Source organism: Streptomyces sp. NPDC047982 (assembly GCF_043204165.1).
Taxonomy (GTDB): Bacteria; Actinomycetota; Actinomycetes; order Streptomycetales; family Streptomycetaceae; genus Streptomyces.
Genome location: NZ_JBIDBS010000029.1, coordinates 73,407 through 86,437, shown reverse-complemented (window position 1 = coordinate 86,437; position 13,031 = coordinate 73,407). Strand labels below are relative to the sequence as shown.

The window sequence follows — 13,031 nt, the reverse complement described above, 5'->3', positions numbered from 1 at the left end:
CACCGCGCAGCGAAGCGGGAACCCACCCGACACCGCAGCCTTCAACGGCGCGGTAGACGGGAATCGCCCTCCTTCACGGGGGCGAGGATGTCAAGGGGAGAACCAGGTCTACAAGGTGGAGGGCGGCAAACGCATCCCGAAGCCGGAGTTCCTGGACAGGGCGGACCAAGTCCTGGGCGCGGGCGGCAAGATCGCCGCGATGAAGAAGGACCTGAGGGAGGCGCGTTACCCGAAGAAGGTCCGGGATCTGGCGAACCTGGAGCGGGCGGCGGTGGAGATGGGCGCCTACACCACCGACGTCGTGCACGGCCTACTTCAGACCGAGGAGTACGCCCGCGCCCTCTACAGGGCTCGACGACCTGCTTACACCGAGGAAGAGGTGGACCGGTTGGTGGCGGCACGTATGGCCCGTCAGTCGGTCTTTGGTCGATGTCCCGCTCCGCTTGTGACGTTTGTTCAGGAGGAGGCCACGCTGAGGCGCCCGATCGGAGGCCGAATGGTGCTGCGCCGTCAGCTTGAACGCTTGTTGGAGTTGTCGGCGTTGAGACACGTTGAGGTTCAGGTCATGCCGACGGACTCGGAGGAGCATGCGGGGCTCGCAGGCGCACATCGGGTGCTTAAACTGAGCGACGGAACGGCTGTGGGACACAATGAGGTCCAGCTCACCAGCCGACTGATCACCAATCCCAAGGAAGTCCAGATCCTTGAGATGAGGTACGGCCTGATCCGCGCCCAGGCGCTTACGCCTCGGCTGTCACGGACCTTCATCGAGAAACTGCTGGGGGAAACATGATCCGGAAGATCTCTGCTGGTGACAGCTCCGAGCCGGCCTGGTTCAAGAGCAGCTACAGCAGTAACGACGGGCCCGACTGCGTAGAGGTTGCCGTGGTGCCTGGCGCAGTGCGCGTGCGCGACTCGAAGGACGTACTGGGTCCCCAGCTCGGATTCGCACCTGCGGCATGGGCGGAGTTCGTGTCGTACGCGTCCGCGCGCTGACCGTCGCGGTCCGTTCCACCCGTACCGCCCCGCCCCGCCCCGACTGTCGGCGAGGCGGGGCGGTCCACGTTCTCGGGCAGCCCGGGGTGGCGAGCGTCGGGGCGTCGGATTCACGGGCTGCTTGAGGGGCTACTTCGTGGCGACGACGTAGACGCTGCCCCAGTGGCACTTCGGGTTGGCCATGGTGAGGTGGAACGTCCGGGCCGGGCGCTCCGCGCCTTCCGGTCTCAAGCCCGCCGGACAGCGGTCACGAACAGTGTGTCCGCGCTGCGCTGAGCGTTGGTTGTCGACGGCAACCTGTCGACGCTGATCCGGGTGAAACCGGACTCGTCCAGCACCTTCGTCCAGGTCTGCTCCTGGAGTACCCAGCGACGCATCGTGGTCGCTTCCCCGTCCGGGGTCCTCGCCGGGACGTCGGCCGGCACGACGTCAGGTTCCGCAGGTGCGCCGCCCAGGTAGTGGGCGAGCGTGGAGAACAGCAGCCGGCCGCCAGGACGCAGCCGGTGACCGCCTTGACGAGGCCGCTGCGGACCGGGCCATCGAGGCGGCTTCGGCTGGGGCGCGCGGGACGCGTGAGGTGCGGTTTCGCCCGTCTCGACGACGAACCCTCACGCGCGCACCGTTGTTCCCACGGTGGCCGGAAAACCGTATGCGGTGCGGGGGATCGATTGAAACGCTGAAGTCATGAACCATCAGCGCGATCACGATCACGGTCCCGACTTCGCCACCGCGTCGGCCGCCTCCACCGCACCCCCGGGCGCGGACCGGATCACCACACCTCCCACCGCCGACCTCGTGCGCGGCGCGTGCGAGTTGGAGCGCACCGAGCACGGGGTGCTGCCGCACCGACTGCCCGCGTGGGCCCGGGCGCAGGGGGACGGGCGGCTGGCCATGGTCGAGGCGCAGCCGTCCGGCGTACGGCTGGTGTTCCGCACCCGGGCCACCGCCGTCGAGCTGGACACGCTCCGTACCAGGCCGGTGTACGAGGGTGCCGCGCCCCGACTGGACGGGGTCTACGACCTGCTCGTCGACGGGCGACTCGTGGCACAGGCCAGTACGACCGGCGGCAACGTCCTGGTGGTGGACCTGGTCAAGGGGCCGGTGGAAACGCGGCCGGGACCGGTCGGCACCGTCCGCTTCCCGCCGCTGCCCGAGGGGGAGAAGCGGGTCGAGATCTGGCTGCCGCACAACGAGATCACCGAGCTGGTCGCGCTGCGCACCGACGCTCCGGTCGAGCCCGTGCCGGTGGACGGCCGCCGGGTGTGGCTGCATCACGGGAGTTCGATCAGCCACGGTTCCGACGCCGCGAGCCCCACCACGACCTGGCCGGCCCGGGCCGCCTTCCTCGGCGGCGTGGACCTGGTCAACCTCGGTCTGGGCGGCAACGCCCTGCTCGACGCCTTCACCGCCCGTGCCATGCGCGACACCGCTGCCGACCTGATCAGCGTCAAGATCGGCATCAACCTGGTCAACGCCGACCTGATGCGGCTGCGCGCCTTCACGTCGGCGGTGCACGGATTCCTCGACACCATCCGCGAGGGACACCCCGCCACCCCGCTGCTGGTCGTCTCGCCCTTGCTCTGCCTCATCCACGAGGACACCCCCGGTCCCAGCCTCCCGGAGTCCGACGGTGGACGGCTCAGCGTCCGGGCCGCGGGCGATCCCGCCGAACGGGCGGCCGGGAAGCTGACGCTCGGCGTCATCCGGGACGAACTGGCCCGCATCGTGGCGCAGCGCGCTGCCGGCGACCCGCACCTGCACTACCTCGACGGCCGCGAACTGTACGGCGAGGCGGACTTCGCGGAACTGCCGCTGCCCGATCAGCTCCACCCGGACGCCGCCGCGCACCGCCGTATCGGTGAACGGTTCGCCGCCCTGGCCTTCGGTTCCGGTGGGGTGTTCGCCGCCGGGCAGGGCCGACGAGGCAGGTGAATCGTCGCCCGGCCACGCTCCGTCTCGCCTGAACGGGATCGTCGGCCGCCCCGGCGCCTACACCTCCCTTCCCCGCTGCAAACACCCGACGCCGCTCTGCTCGCCCCTCCGGTCCCTGCCTCGCGCGACCGCGGCGAGGAACGGAGGCATCGGCACATGCGAACGGTTCTACCGGTAGAGCTCCACACATGTCGCACTACCCCGCGACCCGCGACCCGCGTCACGCGCCCGCGGCAACGCCCGTTTGACTCGAAAGGCATTGCAGGTGCTACGCGTGTCTTGATAAAGATGAAGATCCTATTGTCCGTCATGCGCGTGTCACTGGCCATGGCGCCGACCGTAGTTGACGGGGCATATCGGATGTATCAGTCGGGGGATTGCGGGGGGTTGGTGTGACGGGGTGGGATATCAGGCCGGGCGGGGTGGAGTCCGTTCTGTCGTTGGTGGGGCTGGCGGCCGAGGACCTGAGCAAGGGCGTCAAGGGGTACGGCGAGAGTGCGGAGGCCGCTGCGCTGTCCGCGGGGACGATCAGTGGGCCGTACTGCGGTGAGGCGCCCACGGGGCCGGTGGGGGCCGCGGTGGCGAACTTCGTTGCCGACACCCAGCGGCAGATCAGGTTCATGGCGGCACGGACCAGGAAGTCGATGGACGGCACGGTCAAGGCCACCGCCGAGTACATCGAGGGGGACCTGGCGATGGCCGCCCGGGCCCAGCGGGAGGCGGCGAAGGCTCCGACCCCTGCGGAGATCAGGGCGGTCGGGGAGAAGTCCGGCCACCGGGGCGGGGAGTAGCCGGCGTGATCGAACCGGGGGGAATACCGCAGTACACGGGTGACTTCGGCCAGTTGGAGAAGGCCGCGTCCAGTTTGCGGACGCACGCGATCGGCATCCGGAACGGGGGCAAGGACGTCCACTCCCGTTTCCAGGCGATGGCCGCCTATTACCAGGCCCCCGAGGCCGACAAGCTCTTCTCCTCCACCCGGCCGGTCATGGATACGGCGGAGGAGTTCGCCGGGAACATCGAGGCGCTGGCCGATGCCCTGGACACGTTCGTCTTCGAGGCCAGGCCGCACGCGGAGCGGCTCAAGCAGTTGAAGCTGGACGCGTTCACCTTCGTCGACAGCGTCCGGGGCGATGACGACTGGACCGAGGACCAGGGCAAGAACGACAAGCATCAGGCGCTGATGGACGGTGTGGCAGCGGCGCGCGAGGGCTTCCAGGAAGCCGAACGCAACGCCGCCAACAAGATCAACGCGATCAGCCCGGCCCTGTGCCGCCCGAAGTGGGTGGTGGACGACGGCACGCACGGCCCCGGCATGTACGGCCAGAGCGCCGACACGCTCAAGGGAATGAAGGACCTGCCGTGGGGCAGCCCCGAGGAGCGCACCTATGAGCGGTGGAGTCTGGAGTGGTGGGGGCACGGGGCCAAGAGCTGGGCGTGGGACGGCATCGTCAAGGACAGCATCGTGGGCGGCCTCGACGGCCTGGCCACCCTGGCCGGCTTCCACGGGGAGCAAGAGCGTGACCAGGCATGGGACGGCCTGAGGCGCACCGTCGTCGGCGGCTACGCCTACGGCATGGACCTGCTGGGGCAGGACGAGCACCTGTCCGACTGGCAGCGTGAGAGCAAGGCGTACGCGAAGGAGTTCGGCAAGCAGTTCATCGCGTACGACATGTGGCAGGAGGACCCCGCCCGAGCCCATGCCGTGACGTCCTTCAACGTGCTCACCCTGGGCGCCGGCCCGCTGGCCGCCGCCTCGAAGCTCGGCAAGGGCGGCACGCTCGCGAAGGCGGCCGGCACCATGGCCAGGGTCGGCGACGCCCTCGACCCCCTCGGCGGCGCCTTCAAAGCCACCAAGGCCCTCTCCGACCTGCCCAAGGTCTCCCAGGTCCTGGCCAACATCAGCAACCACCTCCACCTACCCACGACCAAGTTCCCCGACGGCGCCCTCGACCTCAGCGACCGCTACCGCGTCGACAAGCACGGCAACCTCATCCCACTCAACCCCGACGGCACACCCCACCTCGAACCGGCCAAGCACGAACCCTCCGCAGCCGAACGGGGAGTCGGCGGACGCCAGGGCAACCGCGAACTCGTCACAGCGGGACGGCATGCGCCCGAAGCAACCGCCCGCGCAGGCGACCTCAGTACGAGCCCCTCCGCCAACCATGGTCCTTCGACCGGTGCAGACCACCGAACTGGGTCGAGCAGTGGTGGACATGAGGGCGCGGTCAATGGAAGCCACAGCGAAGGTGCCAGTGGTTCAGGCCATAACAGCCCCGGCGGAGGCGGCCACGACGGCCCGACGGGCTTCGATCACGGACGTCCGAATGGCGGGGGCAGCTCAGGGGACAATACGGCTGCCCACCGCGCGGAATTCGAGGCTGCCCGGGAGACGCCTCCCAGTCAGCGGACAGCCGCAGAACGTGCTGCCATCACTCGCGAGCATGTACGACTGGCCAATGAAGACCCGGTCTGGCGCGCAGAGCACTATGACAAGTGGGGGTCCGGCTATCGCAACGATGCCAAGGAACTGGTCGACGGGCAGCTCCTGCCGAAACTCATCGAGAAACCGGATGGCAGCTGGATGGCGGCCAGCGAACTCCCTTACGCGAGTCCAGAGCAGTTTCACCTCACTCCTCTGGAGAGAGGAAGGAAGACGGTCGCTGCGGCCGATCTAAACCATCTCGACGACGTTGCCGCCAAGCGCACAGCCGGAATGGAGCTGACCAAAGCTCAAAACGCCTTCGACGATGCCCCAACTGCCGAGAACACCGAAGCGCTCGCCAAAGCCCAGGAGCACTTCGACAAGACGGTCGGTGTGGACGTCCCCAACAACTCCAAGCTGGGAGAGGCTCTGGGCGAGGAGGCTGCGCGTCGGCACATGCTCCAGCAGAAGGAGTTCGAAGGAGCTCACGAGGTCACCGATCCCCCTCTGCCGGAGACACCCAACGGGTCCAAGCGGTTCGATCAGCTCTGGCGCGACAAGGACGGCAACCTCGTCATCGTCGAGGCGAAAGGCCCCCAGGCGACACTGGAATGGCGTCAGAGTAACGGCGATCCCAAGAATAAAATGATGGTGAAGCAGGGAACCATCGAGTACGTCCGCACTATCCTGGCCGACATGAATGAGCGTGCCCCGCACTCACCGGGTGACGCCAAGTACGCAAGGGAAATCCGAAAAGCTATCAAGAGCGGGACCCTGCGGTACGTGCTTGTCCAGGCTGCTGAGAACACAGGTCAGTATGCTGGGGCCACACTCAAATACTTCAAGATCTTCTAGGGAGAGAAGCATTGGCCACGATTATCACCCGTCCGCCCCTTCCCACCGGGAATGCGGAAGAGGGCATCGCCGTGCTCCAAGGGAGCGTGCAGGAGTTGATCGACGGCCTGGAGACTGACTCCACCGATCTGGGTGACGCTCAGCGCATCACGCTCACCATGGCCAACTCTCGCTGCCTGCTGGACCCCGAGGCTGCAATATTCCCCACGTGGGATGCCTGGGTGAACGCGATGCAGGTCTCTTCCGCCGTGTTCGCCGCTGCGACCACGACAGAGGAGCACGTGCAGTGTCGCATCGCACACAAGGACCGCACGCTTCAGGCCACCGGGCCACAGTGGTACGTCAACCGGAGTACCTGGATCGACGCTTTCTACCTGGCTGCGGTGTGCCGGGAACGCGACCGGATCACCGCCCTGTGCCGAGTTCCAATGTCCCTGCTGCGGGAAAACAGCTCGCCGGTCGACGAGTTCGTATACGACTGGATCGAGACACTCCAGGCCTACTGGCTCGGCGGCCCCGACCTCGGCCAGAAACTGGTGGCCGCAGTCGACGGCACCGCCCCGGAAGTCGCCAGCGATCCGGAGTCGGCGGGCAAGCTGCTGTACCCCCCGATGGAGATGCTCCACCGGATCATCCGCAACGACCACGCCGGCTTCACCCAGGCGCTCACCACTGCTCTCCAATGGCACAAGGAGTACTGGAGCGAGGAAAGCCGTTCCCTCCAGGCATCGGGCCTCGTCGCACTCGCTCCGCTCGCCATGGCCTGCTTCGCCCACGACGCGGGCATCCCCATCGAGGTTGAATCCGAGTACCTGCCCTCCACCCTTCTGACCCGCAACTGGTGCGGAGAGTTCCCCACGTAATCCGGGCCGACCGAAACGATTTCAGCGTGAGCGGTGTCGGGTAAGCCGGATTTACCGATCTGGTCAAAGCCTGACCGTCACGGCCGTGACGATCAGGATTTGACCAGATCGGCGTTGACGAGGATGAAGGCGGCTGGCGGTGCAGTTGACGCGGAACCCTCGGTTCGTCAACAACCCACAAGCCGTTCAGAAGGCGCTGGACCTCTACAACGGGACCTACCGATGACATACAACCTCTTCACCACCGATCGCCTGCAGCCGTCCCGAATCTCCGATGCCCTGGCGTCGTGCCTGCGCGTCGAGCCGAACTCCGTAGATGTCGCCGACGTCGACGCCGATCAGGACAACCGCAACTGGGATGCTCTTGCCCTGTGCGACTACTCGCCTGTCCTTGGCGACGTCGCACTGACTCTGGATATCTTCGTCCAGGACGCTGTCTCCCAGCAGCCGACCGAGCCAGAATTCGCTTCACGCTTCGCTGTTGCAGCACAGACCATGGTCCTGTATCCCGCCGAAGAGCAACTTCCCAGCGCATATTGGCTGGTGACCGCAACCGGTTTGGTGACCCGTGCTCGTCTCCTGGCGTCGGACGACGAGCGGCCCGAGTACTCCATCGACGCCGTTGAGGCTGCCATCCCTCAACTTCATGGCGTTCGTGTCATGCAGCTTCCAGAGATCGTCCGGGAACAGCATGTCCCCACGCCGACCACCTCGGAATTCATCCACGCCACGGAGCTCCTCCGAGTTGCACACGAAAGCCCCGCTGACCCTGTACTCGTTGATGAATCAGGAGCTCACCTGTACCATTCTCGGGCTTATCTTGCAGAATGGGAGAGAATGGTCCGGCATATGGAATCCGGCTGGCGCCCCACCGGAAATTATCCGGTCGCGTTGTACTGCGAAGCTCTCCTGGCGCGAGACCGGATCGAGTAACTGCCGGAGCAACTCTCCAAGCCCGTGGCCGATCTCCTGCGCAGGTTTGTCGGGCAACTCGACGAGGCGTTTAAGAAATGCACCGCACCGGACGACACCTGGGCAGCTGAGGCAGGAGTCTCGGGTTCTCTCCACACGGCCCGCACCGGGCGTGAGCTGCACCTTCTCACTCCGCCTGGCACACGGCTCACGTTCCCTGCCCGTACGCTGCTGGACGGGCTGCCGTCCCGCTGGGTCGTTCGCGACCCCGCGTGCGGCTACTACGACGGACTCTCCGGATCCGTGCTGCACTGGCACGAGGGGCGCTTCACCCCTGTCACCGGCGACAGCCCCGGATCGCGGACGCCTTCCGGCCCCGGTCCGATGTCGTGGGAGAGCGGCAACTGCTGCTCTCCATCCGTACGGTCCACCCGGCCGATGAACGGCTCGTCCTGGGCGGCGCCCTGGAAGAGGTCTGGCGCATGCTCACCGGGGCCCGCCCGCCGGCTGGTCTACCGCCGAACCCGTCAATGTGCCCTGGTCGATGCGCCAGTTGACTGACCTGGCCCGCACCCGTGCCCAGCAGTCCCTGCCCACCTGGATCGTCGCCGTCGGCGCCCCCGACCGTCCGGCGATCGCCACCATGCGTACCGCACGTATCCGCCTCGGCGTCGAAGAGCACATCACTCTGGCCCTCGGCCACGACGCCGACATGGGCGCTCCAGTGGATGTGCTGCCCGAGGTGGCCGAGTCCCTGGCCACCGGTCACCATCTCGCCACGATGGTCGGCCAGCTGCGCACCGCGCGCGGGGATCTGACCACCCCGGCCCACCATGAGCCGCCGCCGGTACCGCTCACCTTCACCCTGGGCCCCGAGGCCGTCGCCGACCTCGGCCCAGGCCCCGGGGCCCACGGCGCCTTCACGCCCGTCCGGCTCGGCCCGGCCATCCGGCCCGCCCTGCACTACACGCTCGGCGACGGCACCGACCCCGCCGCCTGGCAGCGCCTCCAGCAGATCAACGACCACATCGGCGGCGCCCGGCGCAGCGAATGAGCGGTGGCTCCCGCCCGCGTCGGCCCCGTACGGACACCCGGGACACCCGGCCCGTCCCGCGACGCGTTCCCTGCCGCCCTGCCCGGCTTCTGCGACGATTCGGGACGGAGGGGGTGAATGGCCCGGAAGGCAATGAGGCCCAGAGAAGGGAACGGTATGTGCGGGATCATCGGATACGTCGGTGGGCAGTCGGCGCAGGACGTCGTCGTCGCGGGGCTGAAGCGTCTCGAATACCGGGGCTACGACTCGGCGGGCATCGCCGTGCTCGCGGACGGCGGGCTGGCCGGGGCGAAGCGGGCGGGCAAGCTGGTCAACCTGGAGAAGGCCCTGGCCGAGGCGCCCCTCCCGGCCGGTACCACCGGGATCGGGCACACCCGCTGGGCCACCCACGGCGCGCCCACCGATGCGAACGCGCACCCGCACCTGGACAACGCGGGCCGCGTCGCGGTCGTGCACAACGGGATCATCGAGAACTTCGCCCGGCTGCGCGCCGAACTCGCCGAGCGCGGCCACGACCTGGTCTCCGAGACCGACACCGAGGTCGTCGCCCACCTCCTGGCCGAGGCGTTCTCGTCCTGCGCGGACCTGGCGGAGGCGATGCGGCAGGTGTGCCGGCGGCTGGAGGGCGCGTTCACCCTCGTCGCGGTGCACGCGGACGCGCCGGACACGGTGGTCGGGGCCCGGCGCAACTCGCCGCTCGTCGTGGGGGTGGGAGCGGACGAGGCGTTCCTGGCCTCCGACGTGGCCGCGTTCATCGCGCACACCCGCTCCGCGATCGAACTGGGTCAGGACCAGGTGGTGGAGCTGCGTCGCGAGGGCGTCACCGTCACCGACTTCGACGGCGGGCCCGCGACCGTGCGCGAGTACCACGTGGACTGGGACGTGTCCGCCGCCGAGAAGGGCGGCCACACCTCCTTCATGCTCAAGGAGATCGCCGAACAGCCCCGGGCCGTCGCCGACACGCTCCTCGGGCGGATCGACGGAGCGGGCGCCCTCCGCCTCGACGAGGTCCGGATCGCGCCCCACGAGCTGCGGGAGGTCGACAAGGTCGTGGTGATCGCCTGCGGCACCGCGTTCCACGCCGGGATGATCGCCAAGTACGCCATCGAGCACTGGACCCGGATCCCCTGCGAGACCGAGCTGGCCAGCGAGTTCCGCTACCGCGACCCGATCCTCGACCACCGCACCCTCGTCGTCGCGATCTCCCAGTCCGGCGAGACGATGGACACCCTGATGGCCGTGCGGCACGCCCGCGAACAGGGTGCGAAGGTCCTGGCCATCTGCAACACGAACGGCTCCACCATCCCCCGCGAATCCGACGCCGTGCTCTACACGCACGCCGGACCCGAGGTCGCCGTCGCCTCCACCAAGGCGTTCCTCACCCAGCTCGTCGCCTGCTACCTCGTCGCCCTGTACCTGGGCCAGAACTGCGGAACCAAATGGGGCGACGAGATCCGCACCGTCATCCGCCAGCTCTCCGAGATGTCCGGGGCGGTCGCCCGCGTCCTGGAGACCATGGAGCCGGTCCGGGCGCTCGCCCGGTCCCTCGCCGACCACGACACCGTCCTCTTCCTGGGCCGCCATGTCGGCTACCCGGTCGCCCTCGAAGGCGCGCTCAAGCTCAAGGAACTCGCGTACATGCACGCCGAGGGCTTCGCCGCCGGCGAGCTCAAGCACGGGCCGATCGCGCTCGTCGAGGACGGTCTGCCGGTCGTTGTGGTCGTGCCCTCGCCCCGCGGCCGGTCGGTGCTGCATGACAAGATCGTGTCGAACATCCAGGAGATCCGGGCTCGTGGCGCCCGTACCGTCGTCATCGCCGAGGAGGGCGACGATTCGGTCGTTCCCTACGCCGACCACCTCATCAGGATCCCGGCAACGCCTACGCTGCTTCAGCCGCTGGTCTCGACCGTGCCGTTGCAGGTCTTCGCCTGCGAACTCGCGACGGCCCGCGGCAACGACGTGGACCAGCCGCGCAATCTGGCGAAGTCCGTGACCGTGGAGTAGCGCGCCGGCTCGCCGGCGCGCATGCACGCCAGCGAGTGAGTGATGAGGGAACGCCTGTGATCATCGGGGTGGGCATCGACGTGGCCGAGATCGAACGGTTCGACGCGGCGCTGAAGCGTACGCCGCATCTGGCCGACCGGCTCTTCCTGGAGCGGGAACGGCTGCTGCCCAGCGGCGAGCGGCGCGGCATCGCCTCGCTCGCCGCCCGCTTCGCCGCCAAGGAGGCCATCGCCAAGGCGCTCGGCGCGCCGGCCGGACTGCTGTGGACGGATGCCGAGGTCTACGTCGAGGACAGCGGGCAGCCCCGGCTGCGGGTCCGGGGCACGGTCGCCGCGCGCGCCGCCGAGCTGGGCGTACGGCACTGGCACGTGTCGCTCAGTCACGACGCGGGAGTGGCGTCGGCCGTGGTGATCGCGGAGGGTTGACCACATGCGTACCGCCTACAGCGTTCAGACCGTACGGGCCGCCGAGCGCGCCCTGATGGACCGGCTGCCCGAGGGCGCCCTGATGCAGCGCGCCGCGGCGGGACTCGCGGCGGCCTGCATCGACGTGCTGCGACGGCGGGGACGGGTGTACGGGGCGCGGGTGGTCCTGCTCGTCGGCAGCGGCGACAACGGGGGCGACGCGTTGTACGCGGGCGCACGGCTGGCCCGCCGGGGCGCCGGGGTGCGCGCCGTGCTCACCTCGCCGGGCCGCGCCCACGCGGGCGGACTCGCGGCGCTGCGCGCGGCGGGCGGACGCGTGGTGGAGCAGGGCGCGGGACCGTCCGAAGCGACGGCACCGGGCGAGGGCACGGGGCCGGAGCCGGGTGCGGGCGGTGCGGTGGTGGCCGCCGCCTGGGGCGGGCACGTCGACCTCGTCGTGGACGGGATCACCGGCATCGGCGGGCACGGCGGTCTGCGTCCGGACGCCGCCGCACTGGTCCGGGCCTTCACGGCGACCGGCGCGGCCGTCGTCGCGGTCGACCTGCCCAGCGGGGTCGAGGCCGACACCGGCGAGGTGCTCGGCGACGCCGTGCGCGCCGACGCGACCGTCACCTTCGGTACGTACAAGCCGGGCCTGCTCGTCGATCCGGCCGCCGAACGCGCGGGCGCGCTGCACCTCGTCGACATCGGGCTTTGGCCCGAACTGCCGGACGTGCCCGACCTGGAGGCGTTGCAGTACGCGGACCTCGCCGCGCTGCTGCCGGTGCCCGCGAACGAGAGCGACAAGTACCGGCGGGGCGTCGTCGGGATCGTCGCCGGATCGGCCCGGTACCCGGGAGCGGCGGTGCTGGCCGTCTCCGGTGCGCTGCGCGGCGGCGCCGGCGCGGTGCGGTATGTCGGGCCAGGCGGCGGCGCGGTGATCGCGCGTCACCCGGAGACCCTGGTCCACGCGGGCCCGCCGTCGAAGGCGGGGCAGGTGCAGGCGTGGGTGGTGGGGCCCGGCCTCGGTGACGGCGCGGAGGCCGCCGAGGCGGTCGGCGACGTGCTGGCGGCGGACGTCCCGGTGCTGGTCGACGCGGACGGGCTGCGGCTGCTCGACCGCGACGCCGTACGGGCGCGCAGCGCGCCGACCGTCCTCACCCCGCATGCGGGCGAGGCCGCCGCCCTGCTCGGCGTCCCCCGCGAGGAGGTCGAGGCCGGGCGGCTCGCCGCCGTACGCGAACTGGCCCGACTCCACCGCGCCACGGTCCTGCTGAAGGGGTCGACGACCCTGGTCGCCACCGCCGACCAGGACGTCCCCGTACGGGTCAACCCGACCGGCATCTCCTGGCTGGCCACGGCGGGCAGCGGCGACGTCCTCTCCGGGCTGACCGGCTCCCTGCTGGCGGCGGGCCTGGCCCCGCGCGACGCCGCGTCCGTCGGCGCCTATCTGCACGGTCTCGCCGCCCGGTACGCCGCCGACGGTTCGCCGGTCGCCGCCCAGGACGTCGCGGAGGCGATCCCGGCGGCATGGCGGGACGTACGGGCCCGAGTGATCCTGGGCGCAGGCCACGACGGGCCGC

Annotated in this window: 10 protein-coding genes and 2 pseudogenes; 11 read left to right on the top strand and 1 reads right to left on the bottom strand. The window is 69.4% G+C overall.

Annotated elements, in window-relative coordinates:
* Both ACGF2V_RS28525 and ACGF2V_RS28520 read left to right on the top strand, forming a co-directional pair.
* Positions 1-793, top strand: a 793-nt coding sequence (locus tag ACGF2V_RS28525; RefSeq protein ID WP_362630840.1) for a DUF5753 domain-containing protein, incomplete at its 5' end; no start/stop codon positions are given.
* Positions 790-996 (top strand): DUF397 domain-containing protein, encoded by a 207-nt coding sequence (locus tag ACGF2V_RS28520; protein ID WP_362711212.1) that lies wholly within the window; start codon positions 790-792, stop codon positions 994-996. The genes ACGF2V_RS28525 and ACGF2V_RS28520, both read left to right, overlap by 4 nt.
* Before the next feature lie 227 nt (positions 997-1,223).
* Here ACGF2V_RS28520 and ACGF2V_RS28515 read toward each other — a convergent pair whose 3' ends face one another.
* Positions 1,224-1,421, bottom strand: a complete 198-nt coding sequence (locus ACGF2V_RS28515) for a hypothetical protein (protein WP_362711210.1) — start codon at positions 1,419-1,421, stop codon at positions 1,224-1,226.
* Between the two features lie 259 nt (positions 1,422-1,680).
* Between ACGF2V_RS28515 and ACGF2V_RS28510 the strand changes: the two genes are divergently transcribed.
* The 9 genes and pseudogenes from ACGF2V_RS28510 to ACGF2V_RS28470 form a co-directional block, all read left to right on the top strand.
* Positions 1,681-2,928, top strand: coding sequence for a GDSL-type esterase/lipase family protein (locus tag ACGF2V_RS28510; protein ID WP_362711208.1), 1,248 nt, complete (start codon positions 1,681-1,683; stop codon positions 2,926-2,928).
* Positions 2,929-3,320: 392 nt separating this feature from the next.
* Positions 3,321-3,719: a DUF6507 family protein gene (locus ACGF2V_RS28505; RefSeq protein ID WP_392913570.1), complete on the top strand. Its 399-nt coding sequence runs from the start codon at positions 3,321-3,323 to the stop codon at positions 3,717-3,719.
* A gap of 5 nt (positions 3,720-3,724) precedes the next feature.
* Positions 3,725-6,211, top strand: coding sequence for a hypothetical protein (locus tag ACGF2V_RS28500; RefSeq protein WP_392913567.1), 2,487 nt, complete (start codon positions 3,725-3,727; stop codon positions 6,209-6,211).
* Positions 6,212-6,222: 11 nt separating this feature from the next.
* Positions 6,223-7,074, top strand: a complete 852-nt coding sequence (locus ACGF2V_RS28495; RefSeq protein ID WP_362625256.1) for an immunity 49 family protein — start codon at positions 6,223-6,225, stop codon at positions 7,072-7,074.
* Between the two features lie 222 nt (positions 7,075-7,296).
* Positions 7,297-8,007, top strand: coding sequence for a hypothetical protein (locus ACGF2V_RS28490; protein ID WP_362625254.1), 711 nt, complete (start codon positions 7,297-7,299; stop codon positions 8,005-8,007).
* Between the two features lie 24 nt (positions 8,008-8,031).
* Positions 8,032-9,040, top strand: a pseudogene (locus ACGF2V_RS28485) (DUF6177 family protein).
* A gap of 156 nt (positions 9,041-9,196) precedes the next feature.
* On the top strand, positions 9,197-11,044 hold the full coding sequence (gene glmS, locus ACGF2V_RS28480; protein WP_362709935.1) for a glutamine--fructose-6-phosphate transaminase (isomerizing): 1,848 nt from the start codon (positions 9,197-9,199) through the stop codon (positions 11,042-11,044).
* A gap of 56 nt (positions 11,045-11,100) precedes the next feature.
* The gene (locus ACGF2V_RS28475; protein ID WP_073786857.1) at positions 11,101-11,469 is read left to right on the top strand and encodes a holo-ACP synthase; all 369 of its coding nucleotides are present in this window, start codon (positions 11,101-11,103) and stop codon (positions 11,467-11,469) included.
* A 4-nt stretch (positions 11,470-11,473) separates the two neighbouring features.
* Positions 11,474-12,997 (top strand): annotated as a pseudogene (locus ACGF2V_RS28470) (NAD(P)H-hydrate dehydratase); the annotation flags it as partial.
* Positions 12,998-13,031 lie beyond the last annotated feature (34 nt).

What these genes read in the sequence shown, in the direction of transcription:
- ACGF2V_RS28520 (WP_362711212.1), top strand. Translation starts at nt 790, where the DNA reads ATGATCCGGAAGATCTCTGCTGGTGACAGCTCCGAGCCGGCCTGGTTC.
- ACGF2V_RS28510 (WP_362711208.1), top strand. Translation starts at nt 1,681, where the DNA reads ATGAACCATCAGCGCGATCACGATCACGGTCCCGACTTCGCCACCGCG.
- ACGF2V_RS28490 (WP_362625254.1), top strand. Translation starts at nt 7,297, where the DNA reads ATGACATACAACCTCTTCACCACCGATCGCCTGCAGCCGTCCCGAATC.
- glmS (WP_362709935.1), top strand. Translation starts at nt 9,197, where the DNA reads ATGTGCGGGATCATCGGATACGTCGGTGGGCAGTCGGCGCAGGACGTC.